We start from the raw sequence: 22,523 nt of genomic DNA, 5'->3' as shown, positions 1-22,523 counted from the left end.
ATTAAATACGCTGAATAAATGCGCTGTTAAAGATGCTCATTGAAGACAGCCCCTATCGGGCACCCATGCCCAGAAACGTTGACAGCATGATATAGTGACCCATCATAAAGTACCTAGGCTAGAAGACGCTCGTCACTGCCTAGCTTGACTTAATTTAGACTCAGCATAACGGTGATTGTAACGCCATGGCCAAACTTCCTATTCTTGAATTCCCCGATGAGCGCCTGCGCACCAAGGCAGCTGCGGTGGAAACCGTCGATGATGAAGTGCGTAAACTCGTCGACGATATGCTGGAGACCATGTATGACGCCCGTGGTATCGGTCTAGCGGCAACGCAGATTGATGTTCATCGGCGTGTTGTCGTCATGGATGTTAGCGATGATAACTCCCAGCCGCTGGTGCTCATCAATCCACGTTACACTCCGATTGGCGACGAAAAAGAGCCGCTGTCAGAAGGCTGTCTGTCGATTCCCGAGTACTACGCCGAAGTGCCACGCTATCTTAAAGTGCAGCTCAACGCGCTGGACCGTAATGGCGATGCCTACGAGCTAGAGGCAGATGGCCTGCTGGCACACTGTATTCAACATGAGTATGACCACCTTGAAGGCGTGCTATTTGTTGATTATTTATCGCCGCTTAAGCGTGACCGCATTCTCAAGAAGATGCAAAAACGCCATAAGCAGAGCCAGGACGCTTAGCCCGCTTTTCCTACTTACATGTCAGATACGCCAGGTAGCCCTCAACTTATGTCACGATTGCGCGTTGTTTTTGCCGGCACGCCTGAATTCGCCGCTTCTAGTCTTGCAACGCTGCTGGAAAGCCAGCATGAGGTGGTCGCGGTTTATACTCAGCCCGACCGCCCCGCCGGGCGCGGTCGTAAACTCTCGCCCAGCCCAGTCAAACAGCTGGCTTTAGAGCACGGCCTGCCTGTTTATCAGCCCCAGACGCTAAAAGCGCCTGCTGAGCAAGCCGAGCTGGCCGCTCTCAATGCCGATATTATGGTCGTCGTCGCCTATGGGCTGCTGCTCCCCCAGGCCGTGTTAGACATACCACGACTAGGCTGCGTGAACGTGCATGCTTCGCTGTTGCCCCGTTGGCGCGGCGCTGCCCCTATTCAGCGAGCGATTGAAGCGGGTGATAGCGTCTCGGGCGTCACCATCATGCAGATGGATGCTGGCCTGGATACCGGTGCGATGCTCTCAGAAGTACGAACGCCGATTACGCCACGTACTACCGGTGGTGATTTGCATGACCGACTCGCCATTCAAGGCGCCAATGCGCTGATCAATACGCTGGATGCGCTGGCCACTGATTCCGTCCATGCGACGCCTCAACCTGATGCAGGCGTCACTTATGCCGCCAAGCTCAGCAAGGCGGAAGCCGAGCTCGACTTTCATCAACCTGCGCAGCAACTTGCCAACAAAATTCGCGCCTTCAATCCCTGGCCAGTGGCCTGGTGCGCGCTAGGCGATGATCGTCTGCGACTGTTAATGGCGAATGCAGAAGAGGGCGAGCAGCCACCCTGCGAGCCAGGCACGCTACTAAAACACGGCGACGACCATCTGCGGATTGCCTGTGGGGAAAACGGCAGCGAGGTGCTTTGTGTGACCAGCGCACAGTTGCCCGGCGGTAAAGCCATGGCTGTGCGTGACTTACTGAATGCGCGTCACGCGCGCCTTGCCAGCGGTACCCGCCTCGGTGCTCGTCTTGACACTCGTCTTGGTAAACCAGCGGCACAAGCCAGCGAAGGAGACACACCATGAGCCAAAAACGCCCCCCTCAAAGCGGCGGTAGTGGCCAGGAAGTACGCGCCGCCGCTGCGCGCGCGTTGGCCCCAGTGCTCAGCGACCAAGGCTCACTGGCCGGGTTGGATGAACATAGCGTAGTTGCGCGTGACCGCGGGCTGCTCAAAGAGCTCTGTTTTGGCACCTGCCGCCGTTTACCCCGCCTGGAAGCCTTAGCGGGCGTGCTGCTCAAGCAACCGTTTAAAAAGCGCGATAGCGATGTGCAGGCACTGCTCTTGGTGGGTATTTACCAACTTCTTTATATGCGCATCCCCGCCCATGCGGCGGTCGGTGAAACGGCGGGTGCTGCCCGACTCCTGGGCAAAGAGTGGGCCACTCGCGTACTCAATGGCTGCCTGCGACGTCTGCAGCGCGAGTCCGAGGCGCTTCAGGCTCAGGTAGATAAAGATGAGAGCGTGGCGTTAGAGCATCCCCCCTGGTTACTTAACGCCTTGCGTCAGGCATGGCCCGAACAGTGGCGCGCTATTATTGAAGCCAATAATCATCCTGGTCCGATGACATTAAGGGTCAATCAGCGCTACAACGATCGTGAAGCCTACCTGTCGTTGCTAACCGAACAGGGATTGGATGGCCACTTGTGCCCTCACGCCCCCGACGCCATCACCTTGGAAACACCCTGCGATGTCACGGTGCTGCCTGGCTTTGAAGAGGGGCATGTCAGCGTTCAAGATGAGGCAGCACAGCTATCGGCAGTGCTGCTGGGCCCCGTACTTGCACCACGGCCAGGCGCGCACGTATTGGATGCTTGCTGCGCGCCTGGCGGTAAAACCGCCCATTTACTCGAGCAGTTTGATATTAACCTTACCGCGATTGATAGCGATAACCAGCGCCTGGCGCGGGTGGAAGATACCCTTAGCAGGCTAGGCGTTGAAGCGGTGCTCGAACACGCCGATGCAACCGAGCGCGACTGGTGGAGCGGCACACCGTTCGACGCCATTTTGCTCGACGCGCCTTGCTCGGGTACCGGCGTCATTCGGCGCCACCCTGATATCAAAAAACTACGCCGTAAAGACGATATCCGCCCCCTCGCTAAGCTTCAGCGTCAGTTATTAGATAACCTGTGGCCGATGCTGCGCGAAGGCGGCACCCTGCTCTACGCCACCTGCTCGGTACTGCCGGAAGAAAACGGTGAACAGATTGAGGCGTTTCTTGCCCGCACCCCAGACGCACACATCACGACACCTAACGACGTTGCCTGGGGTATAAACAGCGGTGCGGGACGCCAACTGTTTCCAGCGCAAAACAGTCACGATGGCTTTTTTTATGCCAGACTAGAAAAGCGATCTGCCTAGGCGCTAGCTGATGCCTTGGCAGTGAATTTATGACAAAGAAGGAGACACTATGAGTCATCACACTTATAAACATGTAGAACTGACCGGTTCCTCCGAGAAGGGTATTGAAGAAGCAGTACAGAACGCATTAGCCAAAGCTTCCCAGACTATCAAGCACATGCGCTGGGTGGAAGTGGTCGACACGCGCGGTCATATTGAAGATGGCCAAGTTGCGCACTGGCAGGTCACTGTCAAAGTTGGCTTCACGTTAGAGTAATCCTCACCTGCTTTTTGGCGGTGGCTGGTTTACACTGGCCGCCGTCTTTATTGCAGCGCATGATAGACGTTCCTGACCGACCGATTACGTCTTGAACGTCAGGACAGAGTCTTAAGGCCTCCTTCCGGTCTTACCGACATCGCGCTGGCGCTTTTAATGGAACCGATGCTTAGCAATGAAAATCATCATTCTCGGCGCCGGCCAGGTCGGCGGCACCCTGGCAGAACACCTCGCCCGCGAGGAAAACGACATTACTGTCGTTGATACCGACGCCAAAAAACTGCGTGACCTACACACCAAACTCGATATCCGTACCGTGACCGGGGCGGGTTCTTACCCCATTGTGCTGCGCCAGGCAGGCTGCGAAGACGCCGATATGTTGATCGCCGTCACCAACAGCGACGAGATCAACATGATCGCCTGCCAGGTCGCCCACACGCTGTTTCGGACTCCGACCAAAATTGCTCGCGTGCGCGCCACGGCGTACTTAACCCGCAAGGGCCTGTTCGCCCACGAAGCCATCCCCATCGATGTACTGATCAGCCCCGAACAGGTGGTGACCGACCACGTGCGCCGTTTGATTGAGCACCCCGGCGCCCTGCAGGTATTGGAGTTTGCTGGGGGCTTGGTGCAACTGGTCGCGGTGAAAGCCTTCTACGGCGGCCCGCTGGTGGGCCAGGATTTAGCTTTTCTACGCCGCCATATGCCCAACGTGGATACCCGCGTGGCGGCGATTTACCGCCGCAGCCGGCCAATCATTCCCCGCGGCGATACGGTCATCGAAGCCGACGACGAGGTGTTCTTCCTCGCTGCCCGCCGAGATATTCGTGCGGTAATGAGTGAACTGCGCCGGGTCGAGCGGGACTTCCGCCGCGTAGTAATTGCCGGGGGCGGCAATATCGGGGAGCGGTTGGCGGAGCATCTGGAGCATAGCCACCAGGTCAAAATTATCGAGCATAACCTGGAGCGCTGCACCACACTGTCTGAGCGGTTGGATCGCACCGTGGTGCTCCACGGCAGCGCCACCAGCAAACGCCTGTTGGAAGAAGAGAACATCGAAGAGTGCGATATTTTCTGCGCGCTGACCAACGACGACGAGGTCAATATCATGTCGTCGCTGCTGGCCAAGCGGTTAGGCGCCAAGAAGGTGCTGACGCTAATCAACAACGCCGCTTACGTCGATTTGGTACAAGGCGGTGAAATCGATATCGCCATTTCGCCCCAGCAGGCGACCATCGGCAGCCTGCTCACCCACGTGCGCCGCGGTGACATCGTTAACGTCCACTCGCTGCGCCGGGGCGCTGCCGAAGCCATTGAAGCCATCGCCCACGGCGACAAGCAGTCCTCCAAAGTGGTGGGGCGCACCATTGGCGAGATCGATCTCCCCGAAGGCACCACCATCGGCGCCATTGTGCGCGGCAAAGAGGTCATCATCGCCCACGGCAATGTCATGGTAGAAAGCGGCGACCATGTGATTCTGTTTGTGATCGACAAGCGCCGCATCCGCGATGTCGAGCGCCTGTTCCAAGTCGGTTTAACGTTCTTTTGATAACCCCCGAACCCCTGCCACCGGCAGTTAATAACAGGAGCATGCGACAACCATGAGTCTGCGGGTTATTTTGCGCATTTTGGGGCTGCTGCTGATGCTTTTCAGCCTGACCATGCTCCCCCCAACGCTGATCTCTCTCTGGTTTCGCGATGGCGTCTGGAGTGCTTACATCAGCGGCATCGCTATTTCCGTGGCGACCGGGCTGCTGCTCTACCTACCCAATCGACGTTCGCAAAAAGAACTGCGTATCCGCGATGGTTTTATTATCGCCGCCATGTTTTGGACGGTGCTGGCGCTGTTCGGCTCGCTACCCCTGATGCTGTTCGGCGAGGGCTCGTTGAGCGTTACCGATGCAGTATTTGAATCGTTTTCCGGCCTGACCACCACCGGTGCCACCGTGATAACCGGCATCGACTTTTTGCCCGAATCAATTCTCTACTACCGCCAGCAGCTTCAATGGCTGGGCGGCATGGGGATTGTCGTATTGGCGGTCGCTATTTTGCCTACCCTGGGGGTTGGTGGCATGGCACTTTACCGCACCGAAATACCGGGACCGCTAAAAGACTCCAAACTCACACCACGCATCACCGAAACTGCAAAAGCCCTGTGGTATATCTACGCCACGCTTACCCTCGCTTGTATGGTTGCTTATATGTTGGCGGGCATGAGCTGGTTCGATGCCTTGAGCCACAGCTTTTCAACCATCGCCAACGGTGGTTTTTCTACCTACGACGCTAGCATCGGTTACTTTGATAGCGCCACGATTGAAATGATCTGTGTCGCCTTCATGCTCATTTCCGCCTTCAGTTTTAGTCTGCACTTTATTGCCTGGCGTGAAAAAAGCCTGATGCACTACTTTCATGATTCTGAAGCGCGCTTTTTGATGCTGTTTCTGCTCGCCTTGGCCACTGTTACGGTGCTCTCACTGTGGTTAACCGACACCTACGATACGCTGCGCGGCTTGCGGCATGGGGTTTTCCAGGTCGTCTCGGTGGCTACCACCGCAGGCTTTAGTGTTGCCGATTTCTCCATGTGGCCAGGCGCCTTACCCTTTTTGCTGTTTGTTGCCGCTTTTGTGGGTGGCTGCTCCGGGTCGACCGGCGGCGGTATGAAAGTCATACGGATTATTTTGATTCTTAAGCAGGGAATGCGTGAAATCATGCGACTGATCCACCCCAACGCCGTCATTGCGGTCAAAGTGGGCAAAGTCAGCGTTCCCGATAGTATTGCCCAAGCGGTATGGGGGTTCTTTTCAGTTTATGTGCTGCTGTTCTTTTTAATGCTGGTGGGCGTGATGGCGACCGGGGTGGATCAGGTAACCGCGTGGTCGACGGTTGGCTCAGCGCTCAACAACCTAGGCCCAGCGCTGGGAGAAGCCAGCACCCATTATGGTGACATGCCCACTCTGGCGAAATGGATTTTGGTCCTCGCCATGCTGCTCGGTCGCCTGGAAATTTTTACGGTACTCGTGCTGTTCACACCCGCTTTCTGGCGGCGATAAACAGAACATTGCAGACCACTTATTGATTTTGAGAGCCCTCAATGTCCCACGAAGAAACATCTCACGAAGAAACGTCTCACCAAAAGACGGAGCCGATGGCCGAAACGCCGAGCGCGTTACCGACGACTAGCGGGCCGTTAAAAACGTTCACTGTCGGCGAAACCCACTACACCCTGCTGGGCACAGCCCATGTGTCGGCGGAAAGCGCAGAGGATGTGCGTAAACTGATAGATAGCGGTGTCTTTGATGCAGTAGCCATCGAGCTCTGCGACGCTCGTCACCACAGCATGTCCAACCCCGACGCCATGGGCGAACAGGATCTGTTCCAGGTATTTAAAGAAGGCAAAGCGGGCATGGTGGCGGCGAGCCTGGCGCTCGGCGCGTTTCAACAGCGGATCGCCGATCAATCCGGCATTCAGCCGGGGGCTGAAATGCGTGCCGCCGTAGAGGAAGCCAGTCGGCGGCAACTACCGCTGTTGCTGGTCGACCGCGATGTAGGCGTGACGCTGAAACGCATCTACAGCAACGTGCCGTGGTGGCAGCGCTTCTCGCTTTTTTCAGGCCTGATAGGTAGCGTGCTTTCCCGCCAGGATGTTTCCAAAGAGGATATCGAAAAGCTCAAAGAGGGCGATATGCTGGAAGCAACCTTCAGTGAGTTTGCCGCCGAATCGGAAGCACTTTATACCCCGCTGATTCGCGAGCGCGATCGCTATATGGCCCTCCGTTTAGCCGAAGAGGCGCCGCCAGGGCGCTACCAGCACGTACTGGTGGTGATCGGTGCGGGCCACCTAAAAGGCACCGGCGAACACTTGGAAGCACCGCTGCCCACCGACCCTAAAGTAGAGCGCGAATCGCTGGAAGCCACGCCGCCGCCGTCCAAGCTCTGGAAAGCGATGCCGTGGCTGATTACAGCGCTCGTGCTCACTGGCTTTGCGATTGGTTTCTCGCGTAATACCGACCTTGGCTGGCAGCTGGTACTTGAGTGGTTCTTGATTAACGGTATTCTTTCGGGGGGCGCGACGATTATTGCGTTGGCGCATCCTGTGACAGTGGTGGCCACCTTCTTTGCCGCTCCACTAACGTCGCTGAACCCCACCATCGGCGCTGGTTTTGTGGCCGCGGGGGTTGAGCTTTACATGCGCAAACCCAAAGTGCGCGATTTTTCATCGCTGCGCCACGATGTCACGCAGCTAAAAGGCTGGTGGCAAAATCGCGTATCCCGCACTTTGTTAGTGTTTATTCTTGCCACGCTAGGCTCTGCTGTGGGCACCTGGGTAGCTGGGTTCAGAATCGCTGGCGCGCTGTTTGGCGGCTAGGCGTCGCATCGTTGCAGTAGGCGGGTCGATTTTGTGATGCAATCGGCTCGCCGCGTAGCTATCGTTAAACACCTCAAAATAATCATCCAACACATCCGCAGCAACCGTATCCCCGCCCTGACGTAGCAGCTCTATAGCTACTTCTGCAGTACATAAATGCACTTTTGACGCCGGTTTGCGCAACCGATAGCGGGTTTCCCGCTCGGTGCGCAGTGGCAGCACCGGTAACGCATCAAGGTAAGGACTTTTGCGGAACATACGCCGCGCCTGACGCCAGGTGCCGTCCAAGATGATAAACACCGGAATACGCGCCTCATGCTTTACCGCGTGCACCGCCTCTATATCCACCACGCGATCTGCGTAATCGGGCTGATCATCGGGGAAGATCACAAAGGGCGCATAGCGCGGGTCTCCCAACAGCGCCGCTAACTGGGCATCCGGCGCCGTGCGGTACCAGGTAAACACCTGCGTGGTCGGCAGCACATCGCGAATCAAGCGCCCGGTATTGGTCGGTTTGTAATGCTCCAACGGATGCGTCAATAACCATACCTGAGCGACACTTTCCGCCTTCACTTGATACGGGCACAAGCAGTTCAGTACGGGAAGCTGGCAGTTATCGCAGCGCGTAACAAAACTGCCACGCGCTTTGAATTCGCGCCGCGGAAGTAACGGATGCTCGGCGGCGCCATCTCCAGCAGAGCGGTCTTTAACAGAACGGTCTTTAACAGAGCTATCAAAGGCAGACATCCGCGCTCCAAAGGGTTGGATAGCCAAGGGAAGAAAGGGCGCAGAGTATAAATGAGTGCGCCATCTTTTGACGAATGTTTCCAACGCCACCGTAAACACAAAAAATTCTCAACGTTGACACCTGAAGCGCAACGCCGCTAAAGTCTCGGTACTGCCTCGTCAACTAATAAAGTTAAGAAGGTTTACATCATGACCGTGCCCCGCGAGCAATTTCACGAACAGCGCCAGGAACAAGGCTTTCAGCAGCGCCACGACTGGACGCTAGACGAGATCAATGCGCTTTTCGCGCTGCCGTTCAATGATCTGCTGTTCAAAGCCCAGCAAGTTCACCGCGCCCATTTTGATGCTAACGCGGTACAAATCTCCACCCTGCTGTCGATTAAAACCGGCGCCTGCCCAGAGGACTGCAAGTATTGCCCTCAGTCGGGCCACTACAACACCCAGCTGGAAAAAGAGAAGCTGCTGGAAATCGAAAAAGTCGTCGAGCAAGCCAGGGCCGCCAAAGAAGCCGGCGCCAGCCGTTTTTGCATGGGCGCGGCGTGGCGCAGCCCGCGTGACAAGGATTTATTGCTGGTCGAAGAGATGGTCCGTCAGGTAAAGGCGGTGGGCCTGGAAACCTGTATGACGCTGGGGATGGTTGACGGCGAACAAGCCAGCCGACTGGCCACGGCGGGGCTCGATTACTACAACCACAACCTGGATACCTCGCCGGAGTACTACGGCGAGATCATCACCACCCGTACCTATAGCGATCGCTTGGAAACACTCTCCAATGTGCGCGACGCGGGCATGAAAGTGTGCTCCGGCGGCATTCTCGGCATGGGTGAAGATGCCCAGGATCGTAGCGCTCTGCTTCAGCAACTGGCCAAACTGTCGCCGCACCCTGAATCCGTACCGATCAACATGCTTGTAAAAGTGCCCGGTACGCCGCTCGAAAACGTTGAAGACCTAGACCCCATCGAGTTTATCCGCGCTATTGCGGTGGCCCGCATCATGATGCCACAAAGCCATGTGCGGCTCTCCGCAGGCCGTGAACAGATGAACGAATCGACTCAGGCGCTGGCGTTTTTGGCGGGCGCCAACTCAATATTTTACGGCGATAAGCTGCTGACCACAGGTAATCCCCAGGCAGATCGTGACCGCGCCCTGTTTGCCAAGCTGGGCCTGCACCCTGAAAAGTGCGAAACCTGCGAAAGCGAAGCTACCCAAGCGGCACGCCTTGCCCAACAGGCACAGCAGCAGGTGCACGCCGAAAGGGTTGCCGAGCTGGCGGTAGACGCCAGTGTCTGAAGCGTGGCAACAGCGCTTGGCGGATGCCCGCGCTAATCGCCAGCAGACACAACGCTGGCGAACCCGGCAGGTAGCCAAAAGCAACATCCTCGACTTTGCCGGTAACGACTACCTGGGCCTTTCCCAGGACCCCCGCGTATGCGAGGCCCAGGCGGCGGGCGCTCGCCGTTACGGTGCAGGTGCAGGCGCCTCGCATTTGGTCAGCGGTCATCTGGAGATTCACGACGCTCTGGAAGGCGCCCTGGCGAGCTGGACAGGTCGTGAACGTGCGCTGCTGTTCTCCACCGGCTATATGGCCAATATCGGCGTGCTGCAAGCGTTGGCGGATCGCCATACGGCTATCTTCCAGGATCGACTCAATCACGCCTCGCTCATTGATGGCGCGGCCCTTAGTGGTGCCCGCTCGCGACGCTTTCATCACCGTGATACCGACGACCTGGAAAGCCTGCTCTCGCGTAGTGAGTCCACTCATAAACTCGTCGTCAGTGATGGCGTGTTTAGCATGGATGGCGATATCGCTGACATCGAAGCCTTAGTCACCGCCGCGCAACGCCACAATGCCTGGTTAATGGTCGATGATGCCCATGGCATAGGCGTGCTTGGCGACAACGGCAGCGGCTGCGTGGGCAGCAATTGGAGCAGTGTCGACGTGCCGATTTTAGTCGGCACATTGGGCAAAGCGTTAGGCACCGTTGGGGCGTTTGTTGCCGGAGATGCCGAGTTAATCGATCATCTGACTCAGTTTTCGCGCAGCTATGTGTATACCACCGCCCAGCCACCGGCAATTGCTGCCGCTACGCTAAAAGCGCTGGCGATCGTTCAGGAAGAACCTGAACACCGCACTCGACTCAACGCCAACATCGCTTACTTTCGCCGAGAGGCGCTGGGCTTAGGGCTGCCGCTTAGCACCTCGGCAACGTCCATCCAGCCGCTAATATTAGGCGATGAAGCACGCACTCTGCGCTGGGCGATGCGGCTACAACAGCAGGGCCTACTCGTCGGCGCCATTCGTCCGCCCACAGTGCCTAATGGCGAAGCAAGGCTGCGTATCACGTTAAGTGCTCGTCACACCTGCAGCAACATTGACCATTTGCTGGAAAGTTTAAAGCACTGCCAGCGCGAGGAGGCAGCGTGCCTCGCCAACGCTTAGTGCTGCTTTCAGGCTGGGGAGTCGATCGACGTATCTGGCAGTCACTAGAAGCGTACTGGCCTAGCTGGATTGAGGCTCAGCCTATCGACTGGCCGGGCTACGGCGATACGCCCCCGCTGGCTAAAAACGCGACACTGGAAGAAGTGGCAGAGGTCATGGCCGAACCGTTAGCCAGCGATGCCATCTGGGTCGGCTGGTCTTTGGGTGGTTTGCTTGCCACTGCCCTGCTCGACTATCTTCCCGCTCCTAAAGGGCTCCTATTATTAGGCGCAGGCGCAACGTTCTGCACTGATGATGGCGTCACTGCAGCCCAACTTAAGGCATTTAAGCGCGCCTTTCAGCGTGATTCTCTTGCCACTTGGCAACACTTTTTGCGTTGGCAGACACAAGGAGAACCCAGCCCTAGGCAAACTGACCAACAGCTGTGCAACCTGCTAGGCGATACATTACCCGCCGACATCACTACGCTCACTACCGGCCTGCACTGGCTGGCAGCGATTGATAATCGCCCACGCTTAGTGGCGCCGCCTTGCCCGGTTGTGCGTCTTATTGGCGAACATGATCCACTAATCGCCCCTACCCAACGCAGCAACAGTGCAACCCTAAGCGGTGTCGGCCACTGCCCCATGCTTTCACAGCCCCAGGCACTCGCCGCTGAAATCGCTCGTTATGCTGCCCCAATGACTAACACCAACACGGCGGCTTTATGAGTGATCTAACGCTGAACAGCGACGCTAACTGGCAGGCCCGAGTCGCCCACGCCTTCTCCCGGGCCGCCCCCCGCTACGATGAGCTCGCCAAAGCCCAGCGCCAGATAGGTCAACGGCTTTGGGATGCGCTACCCGACGATGCTCGCCATGTGCTGGATGTAGGCTGCGGGACCGGCTACTGGACACAGCGGTTGGCTAAACGTTACCCACGCGCTCAGATCACCGGGTTAGATTTAGCGCCCGGCATGCTGGAACAGGCGCGCCAGCGCTACGCTGACAGCATTGACTGGCAACACGGCGACGCTGCTGCCCAACCATTCAATGATGGTTCATTCAATCTGGTGTTTTCTAATTTGGCGGTGCAGTGGTGCCTAGACATTGGCGCGGTAATGGATGAGCTTTACCGAATTCTCACGCCCGGCGGGCAGGCACATATAACGACGCTGTTGCCAGGCACGCTGAAGGAGATCGCTTTTGCCTGGCAGCGCCCCGACGCGCTGCTGCAAACGCCCAACCAAGCCAGCGTAGAACGAACCATTGTTGAGAGCGGCTTAACGATTGCCCAGCAAACGGCGACGGTTGAACGCTTCTACTATACCGACCTGCCAGACGTCATGGCGTCCATTAAAGGCGTAGGTGCACAGCTTCCCAGGTCGCACACCCACCTTACCCGAGCGGATATTGCCACCGCACAAGCACGCTTTGAGACATTGCGCCAATCGGAAGGTCTACCGGTGAGCTACCACTGCTTAACGCTGCAATTGGAAAAATCGCTATGAACGTCTGGTTTGTGACTGGCACCGATACCGATGCGGGTAAAACATTGGTCACCAGCGGATTACTCTATGCCGCCCGTCAACAGCAATTGAGCACGCTGGGCTTAAAACCTATCGCTTCGGGCAGCCAAGCGACGCCTGAAGGCCTGCAAAATAGCGATGCCCTCGCCCTTCAGCATCAAAGCATGCCTCCGGTGAACTACGCCACGGTTAACCCCATCACTTTTGAACCCGCGATTGCGCCCCATTTAGCCGCGCTGGAAGCCGGCCAACCACTTGAGGTTGGTTCCCTCTCCCGCTTGCTGCACGACACACTTAGCCAAACTCCCAGGGACATCACCCTGATTGAAGGCGCCGGTGGTTGGCGTGTGCCGTTAAACGATCAGGAAGATTTTGCCGACCTGGCGATGGTGCTTGAACTGCCGGTAATCCTGGTCGTTGGCTTAAAGCTGGGCTGCTTAAATCATGCCCGCTTAACGGCAGAAGCCATTCGCGCCGACGGCCTGGTGCTGGCAGGCTGGGCGGGTAGCGTGGTTGATCCCGCCTTTGCCGCCGACCCTGCCCGTTTTGAGGCCAATATCGCCCATCTAAACGCCAAGCTGGCAGCCCCCTGTTTAGGCATTATTCCGCACCTTGATCGCCCCAACGCCGTCACTGCCGCCCGCTATCTCTCCCTGGAGCCGTTATGAAAACGTCTGTTTGGCATCCTTATGCACATTTAAAAACCCAGACACCCGCGCCCAAGGTGGTGGGCGGTGAAGGCGCGCACTTTGTACTTGAAAGCGGAGAACGCCTGCTGGATGCCACCTGCTCCTGGTGGTGCATGATCCACGGCTACGGCCACCCGCGCTTAGTGTCGGCTATTAGCGAACAGGCGGGCGAGCTTTGCCATGTCATGCTCGGCGGCTTGACCCATGAACCCGCCGACCGGTTGGCCCGTGAACTGGTACGCATTACCCCAGCCGGGCTGAACCACGTCTTCTATTCGGACAGCGGCTCGGTGGGCATGGAAGTGGCGATGAAAATGGCCCTCCAGTACCAGGTACTCACCGGCCACCCCGGTAAGCGAAAGATGCTTTCGCTGATGAAGGCGTACCACGGCGACACCACCGGATGCATGGCGGTGTGCGACCCGGAAGAAGGCATGCACAGTTTGTTCGCCAGCCTGTTACCCCAACACTATTTTGCTCCAGCCCCCACAGCGCCTTTCGACGCCACAGCTGAACAAGTCGAGCGCGACCTTAGTGCGCTGCGTAGCGTACTTGAACATCACCATGATGAGATCGCCGCGCTTCTGATGGAGCCGCTGCTACAAGCCGCAGGCGGGCTCAACATGACCTCGCCCGCCTATATTACTGGCGCCAGGGCATTGTGCGATGAGTTTGGGGTGCTACTGATTTTCGATGAGGTCGCCACCGGCTTTGGCCGCACCGGCAAACTGTTTGCCGCCGATCACGCAGGCGTCACACCGGATATTATGGTGCTCTCTAAAGGCCTGACCGGCGGCTATTTGGGTCACGCTGCAACGCTCGCCACGGATCGCGTCCATAACGCCTTTATCGGCGACACTCCCCAGCACGCCTTTATGCATGGGCCTACCTTTATGGGCAACCCATTAGCCTGCCGCGTGGCGCTTGAGAGTCTAAGGGTGTTCGAGGAAGAGAATTACCTGGGCAAGATTGCGACGCTCAGCCAGCAGCTGCAGCGAGAGCTACTCGAAGACCAGGCGCTGAACGCGCACCCCGCCGTGGCCGACGTACGCGTCCTCGGCGCCACCGCCGTCATTGAAGCCCAATCTGCCGAGGCATTAAAAGGCGTGGGCGACTTCGCCCGCGAACGCGGCGTTTGGCTGCGCCCCATTGGGCGCTGGCTGTATACCATGCCCGCCTACATTACCTCGGAAGCGGAAATCGCGCAGATTACCAGCGTCATGAAAGCGTGGTTTCTGGAACAGTAAAACACTCAGGAAAGCAGCAGATTACCCTGCTGCTTCCAGCGATTGACCAGCGCCGGAACGCCCTCACCAGCGGTGGTATTAATGGCCAACACGCCTGGCGGGCTGAGCCTATCCGCTTCCGGGTCGACCAGCGCGCAGGGGGTATCGTAATCGATATAGGATAATAGCGATGCGGCGGGCATGACGGCCAGCGACGTGCCAATAACCAATAAAAAGTCAGCTTGGCTCACCAGTTCGCAGGCCTCGGCAAATAGCGGCACCGACTCGCCAAACCAGACCACATCAGGGCGAAGCTGGCTGCCTTTATCGCAGATATTACCCAGCTCGATACCACCTTTAGGCAGCGGGTAGCGCATACGTTCATCTACCGATGAGCGGGCTTTTAAAATCTCACCGTGTAGATGTAATACATTGCGCGAACCTGCCCGCTCATGAAGATCGTCAATATTCTGGGTAATGATGTTAACGGTAAACCCCGCCTGCTCCAGGCTTGCCAGCGCTTTATGGGCAGCGTTGGGTTTAGCACGGCGGATCTGCTCGCGGCGCTGATTATAAAAATCCAATACTTGCTGGGGATTACGTTTCCACGCCTGAGGAGTAGCAACCTCCTCGACCGGGTGGTTTTCCCATAGGCCGTCGCTGGCGCGAAAGGTTTTAATCCCGCTCTCCGCGCTAATCCCCGAGCCGGTAAACACCACCAAATGCGGGCTTACTGCCATGATGACCTCATCGTTTCTGTTTCACTTCACCTTGAACAGAAGCCTAATATACTAGCTGCCCAATGCTGCCCGCAAAGCGCTGTTTGTTACGGTAAGGATAAACGTCGATGACGCGGCCATCGACAATCGCCTGCTGCAACTCCAGCCAGTAATCGGGGTCGAACAGCTCTGGATGCTGCTGCATAAACAGACGGCGGAGATTTGCGTTGGCGAACATGAAGGGACCGAACTCCTCCGGAAAAATATCATTAGGGCCAATGGATAACGTATCGCCCCCCTGGAAGTCATTACCTTGAGATTTAGGTATATGCCTAAAACGGCACTCGGTGAGGTAACAGACTTCATCGTAGTCGTAGAAGATCACCCGGCCATGGTGAGTAACGCCGAAATTCTTCAGCAGCATATCGCCGGGAAAAATATTCGCTGCGGCCATCTGCTTAATAGCGTTACCGTAATCCTTAAGCACCGTCTCCTGCTCTTTATCGCTGCACTGTTCCAGGTAGATATTCAAGGGGGTCATCATGCGTTCGGTATAGCAGTGCTTGATGATGACCTTGTCGTCTCTCAGTATCACCGTGGAAGGCGCTACCTCAAGCAGATGTTCCAGGCACTCCGGCGCGAAGTGGTCCTGGCGGACTATAAAATTAGAGAACTCCTGGGTGTCGGCCATGCGCCCCACTCGGTCGTGACGCTTTACTAGCCGATACTTTTCGCGCACCACGGCGTGGGTCACGTCTTTGGCCGGATCGAATTTATCTTTTATGATTTTAAATACGGTGCGAAAGCTAGGCAGTACAAACACCGCCATCACCATGCCGCGCACGCCCGGGGCGATAATAAACTGATCCTCACGCTTGGCCACTTGACGATTCAATGCTCGGAAAAACTCGGTTTTGCCATGCTTGAAAAAACCGATGGCAGCGTAGAGCTCCCCTTCGGGTTTGTGCGGCATTAACTGCTGCAAGTAATCGACAAACTCCCTGGGCACCGCGACCTCCACCTGAAAATAGGCGCGGGTAAAAGAGAAAATAATCGACACCTCATCGGTTTCGATCAGTACCGTGTCCAGATGAAGGCAGGGATCGGCATCGGCTTGGTCACCATAGCCTTCACCATGAAGCACTGGCAGCACCAGAGGTACCTGCTCGCCACCTCCCGTAATTCGACCGACGAGATAAGCGCCTTTATTGCGATAAAAAACGCTCTTTAGCAGCTCTATTTCAGTGTCATCAGCGTTCAAAATCGTCGCGGGTAAGTGTTGCTGTAAGAAGGTGGCGCCGAGGCTTGTATCCTGGCCTATATCCGCAAAACGGTTATCGAACGGGGCATCTATAAGCGCCCACTTGAGCGCGGCCTGCCAGTCGCCATTGACCTTGCGCCGTCGACACAGCTCGATCCCCGAGCGGTGAGCGGCATCCTCCCGCGAGCTATACACAAACATCCAGTCGTTGCGGATATGGCGGTGGTGGAAAATGGCACAGAACAGCGAGTTAAAGAAGGTTTCAGCGAGTTCAAAATCGAGCCGGTGGCTGATCAGCTCGGCGTAGTGGTTACGCGCCTCGCGCCAGCACTCGCAGTGGGATACCACCTCGGGATCGAAAGTACGCTTTAGGCGCCCCAGGGTAGTATCGATTTTTTCCTTATAGAGATTGATCCGCTCCGCGGATGCCTGCTGCGTTTCGCGCCAAGCCGCCTCATGGAAACGACGGCTGGCATCGGCAGTGATCTCTTTAAAACGTGCACGATACTCATCAAAACCGTGCAGAATTGTCGTCGCTAAGCGATACGCAGGTGAGTGCTTCACGGGCCAGACTCCTGATCATTTTTACCAGCTTCGCGTAACGGGAAACTACATGCGAGGCGACCTTGGTGGGGAGCCTCGCAAATCAATGTCCGCTCTCAATGCGCTTGACCCGTAAACAGAAAGCCCCAGCAGTGCGATCAGCAATCAAGAAACCGATTTGATAAATGTCGTTTGGCGTTATAGCGGGGGCATCGCTCAGCACTGTGCCACGCCGCACCGCTTCAAAAGCATCCCATGAAAAGTGCAGCGTTTCCCAGTGGTCTTGAGGTGGTGTGAATTTCACCCGGTAAGCAGACGCATCACCCAAAGAGCTACTTTTCAAGCGCAGTTGATAGGTACGCCCATCACCCTGCACCGTCAACGCGATGCCCTGGGCATCCGCGAGCGTAGGCTCGAAACCGTTAGGTTCCCGGCGAACGGAGGCAAAACCACCGCCGTTTTCCAACGACACCTCGCCATGAAAGTGGCCTTCATCGTCGACAACGCTAAAGCCGCTCTGGGACACACCACCCATTACACCATCATCGACGGAATACCAGCGCCGCTGTTCACTAGGATTATCAAAGGTCAGCGTCATAAGGCCACCTCGCAACGGTTAATAGATAAGAAAAAGCCCCTGGCGTCTTACCGCCAGGGGCTTCACAGTAGCCTAATCGTTGGTTCGCTTACAGCTTAGCGGCGGCGGCCGGTGCGGGTTCGCTATCGTCTAGCTCCTCAGGTGAAGCGGAAACCAGCGCAAATTCCTCCTCGGCGGTTTTTGCCACAAGGTGGTGCTTGCTGTAAAAGAAGAAGTAAGCAGCACCAACAATAAACAGCACGATGGTGTAGTTGAAGGCACGCGGGTCGAAGGCGTATACCCCAGTCAGCGCAACAAGGGAAAGCACCAATGCAATCCCTGAAGTGACGACACCGCCAGGGGTTTTATATGGGCGCGGCAGGTCGGGCTGTTTTACTCGCAGTAGAATATGGCTGAGGGCCATGAGCGCGTAAGAAATGGTTGCGCCCACTACCGCCATTCCCAGCATCAGGTCGCCTTCCCCACTGAGTGAAACCAAAAAGCCAAACACGCCGGGCACGATCAACGCTAAATAGGGTACTTTGCGCCCGCTGGTGAGCGATAGCTGCTTAGGCAGATAGCCCGCCCGGGAGAGCGCAAACACTAACCGGCTGTAGCCATAAATAATCGAGAAGAAGGACGCAATTAGCCCCGCCAGGCCCAACACATTCACGACGGTCGCCAGGGTCGGATTGCCCGCTGCGTTCAACGCATCCACCAGCGGCACACCGCTCTGGCCGATCATTTCAGCGCCCGCGGCACCGGCCAGCAGCACCACGACCAGCAGCGCGGTGAACAGCAAAAACAGCATCGCCGCGATAATGCCTTTGGGCATATCACGAGCAGGGTCTTTGGCCTCCTCCGCCGCCAGCGGTACGCCTTCCACCGCCAGGAACAGCCACATACCAAACGGCAGTGCCGCCCAAACACCGTACCAGCCAAACGGCATAAAGGTGCTCGCCCCCGCCGCATCGGTGGCGGCAATATCGAACAGATTAGCAGCATCGAAATCACCGATCAGCGCCACCGCCGTGGCGAGAATGGCGAACACCGCTAACCCGCTAATCACCATCATGACTTTAAGCGCTTCGCCCACGCCCGCTAGGTGAATGCCGATAAACAGCGCGTAGAAAATGAGGTAGACCAGCGGGCCGTTAATGCCTAGCAATGACTCCACGGCGGCGCCAATGAAGATAACAATGGCCGCCGGTGCCAGGGCATACTCAATCAATACGGCCAGCCCGGTCAGGTAGCCGCCAGCAGGACCCATGGCCTGGCGGGCAAAGCTGTAACCGCCGCCAGCGGCGGGGATCGCCGCTGACATTTCGGCAAGCGATAACACCAGCACCAAATACATCAACGCCATTAAACAGGCGGCTATCGCAAAGCCACCCCAGCCCGCTTCAGCAATGCCAAAGTTCCAGCCGGCGAAATCACCGGAAATAACGTAGGAAACCCCAAGCCCCGCCAGCAATATCCAGCCCGCGGTGCCTTTACGCAGTTGGCGTTTCGCCAGGTATGCCTGATCAATCGATGGTTGTGTCATCGTTTTGCCCTTTCAGTGTGGAACGAAATCGTCGTCAGCGGCGTGCTGTTGTTTATCAACGTTGTTCCATGTTGTTGTGTATACATTGTTATTGGGGGGCTGCTCTTTCGATGTGCACGTTCGTTAATCAGCGACCAGAAAGTTTCGCGTCGAGCTTGGTGCGTCTGATGCCGAGTCACCTTCCAGCACATCGTCTTCGCTGCGGTCTTTTAATTTAACCCCCGACAATTTGAGCTGCCGGGCTTCTTTTAACAGCAGAAAGAAACGTCTAGCCGCTTCCTCGACCTGCAAACCAGCCGGGCGAACATTGGAAATGCAGTTGCGCCGGTCGTCCCTTAACCCCGGCTCGGGCGCCCAGGTCAGATACAACCCCAGGCTATCCGGCGAACTGAGTCCAGGCCGTTCGCCAATCATCACCAATACCGCATCGGCATTGAGCAGTGCGCCAATTTCATCGCCAATCGCGACCCGCCCTTGCTCGACGATCGTTAACGGCGCTAGCTGCCAATCAGTGGCATCGCTATCGAGCGTTTGGTACAGCGTGCTCAGAAACGAGGCGCTATTTTGCTGCACTGCCAGCGCCGAAAGCCCATCGACTACCACGACCGCCAAATCAAAGCGCTGCTGAGACTCAGTTGCTTGCTGGAGGTGCTCACGGCTCTCGTCGTTAAGACGACGGCCATAGTCGGGCCTTTGCAAGTACATGGCGCGATCTTGGGCGTGGCTGTGCAGGTGCAGCGGTGCCTCAGCCAAATTGAGAGCCTGGGTCAGCTCGCTGGAGAGCGCTTCCTCATCCAGCGGGCAGTGGACCGCATCCTGTGCTTGGGCGTGGGCCAACTGAAACGCCAGCAGCTTACTGGTCGGTAGGCTGACGCCTGCACGCCCCAAGCCAATGCGTGCATCGGTAAAGGCATTCAGACGCTCCCAGGGGTTTTCCACCACGATGGGGGATGAAGGATCATGTGCCATGACGCGGCTCCTTGGGCAGGTGGCGCAGGCTGTTGGCAAAGGCGGCGGGAAGCTTGTCGTTGAGCCGGTGGGTGCTGACATCGTGGAAAATCTGCATCTCTTCGAGCCAGCGTTCAAACTCCGGCGCTGCCTTCAGCCCCAGCACCCGTCGTGCATAGAGCGCGTCGTGGAAAGAAGTGGTCTGGTAGTTGAGCATGATGTCGTCAGAACCGGGGATCCCCATGATGAAGTTGCAGCCCGCCACGCCGAGCAGCGTGAGCAGATTATCCATGTCATTTTGATCGGCTTCGGCGTGGTTGGTGTAGCAGACATCGCAGCCCATGGGCACGCCTAACAGCTTGCCGCAGAAGTGGTCTTCAAGGCCCGCACGGGTGATCTCTTTGCCATCGAATAGGTACTCGGGGCCGATAAAGCCAACCACGGTATTGACCAGCAACGGATTGAACTTGCGCGCCACTGCATAGGCGCGGGCTTCACAGGTTTGTTGATCGAGCCCGTGATGCGCGTCGGCGGAGAGCGAGCTACCCTGCCCCGTTTCGAAATACATCACGTTGCGCCCCACCGTGCCACGGTTGAGCGACTGTGCGGCCGCTTCGGCCTCGGCGAGGGTGCTCAAGTCAAAACCGAAACTGCGATTAGTGGCTTCGGTGCCGCCGATCGACTGAAAGACCAGATCGACCGGGGCACCTTGCTCAATCGCCTCCAGCGTGTTCGTTACGTGGGTGAGCACGCAGGACTGGGTGGGGATTTGATACTTCTGAATCACCTCATCCATCAGGCGCATCAGCTTGACGCTCTGGGCGACATTATCGGTGGCGGGGTTGATGCCAATCACCGCATCGCCACTGCCGTAAAGCAAACCGTCGAGAATGCTTGCGGCAATGCCGGTCACATCGTCCGTCGGGTGATTAGGCTGGAGTCGAGTAGAGAGGCGCCCCGGCAGGCCAATCGTATTGCGAAAGGCGGTGGTGACCCGGCACTTTTTAGCGACCAGTATCACATCCTGATTGCGCATCAGCTTGCTGACGGCAGCGGCCATTTCGGGGGTAATCCCCGCTTTCACCTTCGTTAATACGTCACTCGTCGCGTGATCGGAGAGTAGCCAGTTACGAAAGTCACCGACGGTAAGGTGACGAATGGGGGCGAAGGCGTCGGCATCATGGTCATCAATAATCAGCCGAGTGATCTCATCTTCCTCGTAAGGGATCAACGCCTCGTTCAAAAAGGTGGTGAGTGGAAGTTCGGCCAACACCATTTGAGCGACCACGCGCTCTTCGGCACTCTCTGCCATCACGCCAGCCAAACGGTCGCCAGACCGGGGCGGCGTGGCTTTGGCCATCAACTCCGCCAAGCTTGCGAAGCGGTAGCTGTGGCTACCCACCGTGGTGTGATAGGTCTGCGCCATGGGCTTTCCTTTGTCATTACCACTACTTTAAATCGCGCTGACTGCACGTTGAGGAACAAAACTTGCTTGTTTCCACCATAGCGCTATCCCTTAAGAGGGAGTATCAAGTTTTGGCAAACTCGTTGAAATTCCTTATATATAAATAAATACAATCGGTTAACACATTCACCAAGAAATATTTAACAACAATAACGCCCTGAGGAGAGCTTTATGTCCACGCTCGATAGCCCGTTTGCACCAAAAAGATGCACTCAGGAAGCGTTTGATGCTGATGAGCATGCACAGAACTTAACCCGGTGGCAGCAGGAGTACGACCAGCTCAGCCCAGGTAGCTTCTATGGTCGCCTTGATGAAGTGGCGTTAGAAACCATGCAGGTGTTTAAGGAGCACACTGGGCAAGCGCTACGCCAGCAGTGCCGAGTATGGCCGGACTCGCTGTGGATCGGTATTCCCGCCAACCAGCAAGGTTCACGCATCAATGGTCAAGCACTCACCGCTGGCGAGGTAATGTGCCGCCCCGGCGGGCAGGATTTTGAACTGGTAACACCGGGCGCTTTCGACATCTACGGGCTGGTGATCCAGTTACCCGCGTTGTCAGCAGCAGCCGAGCGACAGGGAATCAGCTTGGATACCCACTGGCACTTTATGCCGCGGCGAAAAGTTGCTCACGAAACGCTTTATGCCGTGTCGTTTCTTATCGAGCGGCTACTCGCTAGCCAGACCCTGGCGATTGCCAGCCATATCCATCAAGACATTCTTTTGATGGCGCTATTGGAGCTATTGCAGGTCGAGCAGCCCAACGTTGTGCTGCCCCCTAGCTACGCCCATCGCAAGGAAGTGGTCGATCGCGTCAAACGCTACGTGGATGAACATTTGGACGGACCCGTGACAATGGATGAACTTTGCCAGCTTACTCACGTTAGTCGCCGCACGCTGCAGTACAGCTTTACGGCTATTTTAGGCATTAGCCCGCTGCAGTTTTTACGTTTAACGCGGCTCAATCGTGTCCGCCGAGCGCTGCGGGCGGCGTCGCCACCGCAATCGGTTACGGAAATAGCCACCTATTGGGGGTTCTGGCACTTGGGGCAGTTCGCCCATGACTATAAGCAGCAATTCGGCGAGTGCCCGTCGCAAACGCTCAATGTGCCAGCATGATTAAGCGCGAGCGTCGTTAA

21 protein-coding genes are annotated in these 22,523 nt (G+C 56.8%); 14 read left to right on the top strand and 7 right to left on the bottom strand.

Annotation, left to right across the window (positions count from 1 at the left end; genetic code table 11):
- Positions 1–185 precede the first annotated feature (185 nt).
- The 7 genes from def to ACW44H_RS02600 all read left to right on the top strand — a co-directional run bounded on the left by def (position 186) and on the right by ACW44H_RS02600 (position 7,719).
- Complete coding sequence (def, locus tag ACW44H_RS02630; RefSeq protein WP_113268595.1) at positions 186–698, top strand: peptide deformylase; 513 nt, start codon at positions 186–188, stop codon at positions 696–698.
- 48 nt (positions 699–746) lie between these two features.
- Positions 747–1,763 (top strand): methionyl-tRNA formyltransferase, encoded by a 1,017-nt coding sequence (gene fmt / locus ACW44H_RS02625; protein ID WP_457506649.1) that lies wholly within the window; start codon positions 747–749, stop codon positions 1,761–1,763.
- Positions 1,760–3,097, top strand: coding sequence for a 16S rRNA (cytosine(967)-C(5))-methyltransferase RsmB (rsmB, locus tag ACW44H_RS02620; RefSeq protein WP_457506647.1), 1,338 nt, complete (start codon positions 1,760–1,762; stop codon positions 3,095–3,097). Before fmt ends, rsmB begins: the two co-directional genes overlap by 4 nt.
- Positions 3,098–3,146: 49 nt before the next feature.
- Positions 3,147–3,353 (top strand): dodecin, encoded by a 207-nt coding sequence (locus ACW44H_RS02615; protein WP_457506645.1) that lies wholly within the window; start codon positions 3,147–3,149, stop codon positions 3,351–3,353.
- A 175-nt stretch (positions 3,354–3,528) separates the two neighbouring features.
- Positions 3,529–4,902: a Trk system potassium transporter TrkA gene (gene trkA, locus ACW44H_RS02610; RefSeq protein WP_457506643.1), complete on the top strand. Its 1,374-nt coding sequence runs from the start codon at positions 3,529–3,531 to the stop codon at positions 4,900–4,902.
- A 52-nt stretch (positions 4,903–4,954) separates the two neighbouring features.
- Positions 4,955–6,403 carry a TrkH family potassium uptake protein gene (locus tag ACW44H_RS02605; protein ID WP_457506641.1) on the top strand — a complete coding sequence of 483 codons (1,449 nt, stop codon included), beginning with the start codon at positions 4,955–4,957 and terminating at the stop codon, positions 6,401–6,403.
- Positions 6,404–6,498: 95 nt separating this feature from the next.
- A complete protein-coding gene (locus tag ACW44H_RS02600; protein ID WP_457508906.1) occupies positions 6,499–7,719 on the top strand; it encodes a TraB/GumN family protein in 1,221 nt (406 codons plus the stop codon).
- Here ACW44H_RS02600 and ACW44H_RS02595 read toward each other — a convergent pair.
- The gene (locus ACW44H_RS02595; protein ID WP_457506639.1) at positions 7,654–8,466 is read right to left on the bottom strand and encodes a tRNA-uridine aminocarboxypropyltransferase; all 813 of its coding nucleotides are present in this window, start codon (positions 8,464–8,466) and stop codon (positions 7,654–7,656) included. The two genes, ACW44H_RS02600 and ACW44H_RS02595, sit on opposite strands and share 66 nt — an antisense overlap.
- Before the next feature lie 189 nt (positions 8,467–8,655).
- On the opposite strand from ACW44H_RS02595, the gene bioB reads away from it, so the two are divergent.
- The 6 genes from bioB to bioA are packed head-to-tail and all read left to right on the top strand — an operon-like array spanning position 8,656 to position 14,349.
- The gene (gene bioB / locus ACW44H_RS02590) at positions 8,656–9,756 is read left to right on the top strand and encodes a biotin synthase BioB (RefSeq protein ID WP_457506637.1); all 1,101 of its coding nucleotides are present in this window, start codon (positions 8,656–8,658) and stop codon (positions 9,754–9,756) included.
- Entirely contained in the window at positions 9,749–10,906 is a 1,158-nt protein-coding gene (bioF, locus tag ACW44H_RS02585; RefSeq protein ID WP_457506635.1) for an 8-amino-7-oxononanoate synthase, read from the top strand. Before bioB ends, bioF begins: the two co-directional genes overlap by 8 nt.
- On the top strand, positions 10,888–11,616 hold the full coding sequence (locus tag ACW44H_RS02580) for an alpha/beta fold hydrolase (protein WP_457506633.1): 729 nt from the start codon (positions 10,888–10,890) through the stop codon (positions 11,614–11,616). The genes bioF and ACW44H_RS02580 overlap by 19 nt, the downstream gene beginning before the upstream one ends.
- Positions 11,613–12,395 (top strand): malonyl-ACP O-methyltransferase BioC, encoded by a 783-nt coding sequence (gene bioC, locus ACW44H_RS02575; RefSeq protein WP_457506631.1) that lies wholly within the window; start codon positions 11,613–11,615, stop codon positions 12,393–12,395. The genes ACW44H_RS02580 and bioC overlap by 4 nt, the downstream gene beginning before the upstream one ends.
- Positions 12,392–13,081 carry a dethiobiotin synthase gene (gene bioD / locus ACW44H_RS02570; protein ID WP_457506629.1) on the top strand — a complete coding sequence of 230 codons (690 nt, stop codon included), beginning with the start codon at positions 12,392–12,394 and terminating at the stop codon, positions 13,079–13,081. The genes bioC and bioD overlap by 4 nt, the downstream gene beginning before the upstream one ends.
- The gene (gene bioA / locus ACW44H_RS02565) at positions 13,078–14,349 is read left to right on the top strand and encodes an adenosylmethionine--8-amino-7-oxononanoate transaminase (RefSeq protein WP_457506627.1); all 1,272 of its coding nucleotides are present in this window, start codon (positions 13,078–13,080) and stop codon (positions 14,347–14,349) included. The genes bioD and bioA overlap by 4 nt, the downstream gene beginning before the upstream one ends.
- A 5-nt stretch (positions 14,350–14,354) precedes the next feature.
- Here bioA and ACW44H_RS02560 read toward each other — a convergent pair whose 3' ends face one another.
- The 6 genes from ACW44H_RS02560 to ACW44H_RS02535 form a co-directional block, all read right to left on the bottom strand.
- On the bottom strand, positions 14,355–15,068 hold the full coding sequence (locus ACW44H_RS02560; RefSeq protein WP_457506625.1) for an SIR2 family NAD-dependent protein deacylase: 714 nt from the start codon (positions 15,066–15,068) through the stop codon (positions 14,355–14,357).
- A 43-nt stretch (positions 15,069–15,111) separates the two neighbouring features.
- On the bottom strand, positions 15,112–16,872 hold the full coding sequence (gene aceK / locus ACW44H_RS02555; protein WP_457506623.1) for a bifunctional isocitrate dehydrogenase kinase/phosphatase: 1,761 nt from the start codon (positions 16,870–16,872) through the stop codon (positions 15,112–15,114).
- An 82-nt stretch (positions 16,873–16,954) separates the two neighbouring features.
- On the bottom strand, positions 16,955–17,449 hold the full coding sequence (locus ACW44H_RS02550; RefSeq protein WP_457506621.1) for a CIA30 family protein: 495 nt from the start codon (positions 17,447–17,449) through the stop codon (positions 16,955–16,957).
- Between the two features lie 88 nt (positions 17,450–17,537).
- On the bottom strand, positions 17,538–18,974 hold the full coding sequence (gene eat, locus ACW44H_RS02545; RefSeq protein WP_457506619.1) for an ethanolamine permease: 1,437 nt from the start codon (positions 18,972–18,974) through the stop codon (positions 17,538–17,540).
- A 123-nt stretch (positions 18,975–19,097) separates the two neighbouring features.
- Complete coding sequence (eutC, locus tag ACW44H_RS02540; RefSeq protein ID WP_457506618.1) at positions 19,098–19,943, bottom strand: ethanolamine ammonia-lyase subunit EutC; 846 nt, start codon at positions 19,941–19,943, stop codon at positions 19,098–19,100.
- Positions 19,933–21,348, bottom strand: a complete 1,416-nt coding sequence (locus tag ACW44H_RS02535; RefSeq protein ID WP_457506616.1) for an ethanolamine ammonia-lyase subunit EutB — start codon at positions 21,346–21,348, stop codon at positions 19,933–19,935. The genes eutC and ACW44H_RS02535 overlap by 11 nt, the downstream gene beginning before the upstream one ends.
- Before the next feature lie 210 nt (positions 21,349–21,558).
- On the opposite strand from ACW44H_RS02535, the gene ACW44H_RS02530 reads away from it, so the two are divergent.
- Complete coding sequence (locus ACW44H_RS02530; protein ID WP_457506614.1) at positions 21,559–22,503, top strand: helix-turn-helix domain-containing protein; 945 nt, start codon at positions 21,559–21,561, stop codon at positions 22,501–22,503.
- Positions 22,504–22,523 lie beyond the last annotated feature (20 nt).

Source organism: Vreelandella sulfidaeris Esulfide1, assembly GCF_054072535.1.
This window is presented reverse-complemented; position numbering and strand designations above follow the sequence as displayed.

Coding starts and splice junctions, on each gene's coding strand:
- ACW44H_RS02600 (WP_457508906.1), top strand. CDS start 6,499: ATGGCCGAAACGCCGAGCGCGTTACCGACGACTAGCGGGCCGTTAAAA.
- ACW44H_RS02605 (WP_457506641.1), top strand. CDS start 4,955: ATGAGTCTGCGGGTTATTTTGCGCATTTTGGGGCTGCTGCTGATGCTT.
- ACW44H_RS02595 (WP_457506639.1), bottom strand. CDS start 8,466: ATGTCTGCCTTTGATAGCTCTGTTAAAGACCGTTCTGTTAAAGACCGC.
- ACW44H_RS02530 (WP_457506614.1), top strand. CDS start 21,559: ATGTCCACGCTCGATAGCCCGTTTGCACCAAAAAGATGCACTCAGGAA.
- ACW44H_RS02550 (WP_457506621.1), bottom strand. CDS start 17,449: ATGACGCTGACCTTTGATAATCCTAGTGAACAGCGGCGCTGGTATTCC.
- bioD (WP_457506629.1), top strand. CDS start 12,392: ATGAACGTCTGGTTTGTGACTGGCACCGATACCGATGCGGGTAAAACA.
- eat (WP_457506619.1), bottom strand. CDS start 18,974: ATGACACAACCATCGATTGATCAGGCATACCTGGCGAAACGCCAACTG.
- fmt (WP_457506649.1), top strand. CDS start 747: ATGTCACGATTGCGCGTTGTTTTTGCCGGCACGCCTGAATTCGCCGCT.
- bioB (WP_457506637.1), top strand. CDS start 8,656: ATGACCGTGCCCCGCGAGCAATTTCACGAACAGCGCCAGGAACAAGGC.
- rsmB (WP_457506647.1), top strand. CDS start 1,760: ATGAGCCAAAAACGCCCCCCTCAAAGCGGCGGTAGTGGCCAGGAAGTA.
- eutC (WP_457506618.1), bottom strand. CDS start 19,943: ATGGCACATGATCCTTCATCCCCCATCGTGGTGGAAAACCCCTGGGAG.
- ACW44H_RS02560 (WP_457506625.1), bottom strand. CDS start 15,068: ATGGCAGTAAGCCCGCATTTGGTGGTGTTTACCGGCTCGGGGATTAGC.
- bioC (WP_457506631.1), top strand. CDS start 11,613: ATGAGTGATCTAACGCTGAACAGCGACGCTAACTGGCAGGCCCGAGTC.
- trkA (WP_457506643.1), top strand. CDS start 3,529: ATGAAAATCATCATTCTCGGCGCCGGCCAGGTCGGCGGCACCCTGGCA.
- def (WP_113268595.1), top strand. CDS start 186: ATGGCCAAACTTCCTATTCTTGAATTCCCCGATGAGCGCCTGCGCACC.
- ACW44H_RS02535 (WP_457506616.1), bottom strand. CDS start 21,348: ATGGCGCAGACCTATCACACCACGGTGGGTAGCCACAGCTACCGCTTC.
- ACW44H_RS02615 (WP_457506645.1), top strand. CDS start 3,147: ATGAGTCATCACACTTATAAACATGTAGAACTGACCGGTTCCTCCGAG.
- bioA (WP_457506627.1), top strand. CDS start 13,078: ATGAAAACGTCTGTTTGGCATCCTTATGCACATTTAAAAACCCAGACA.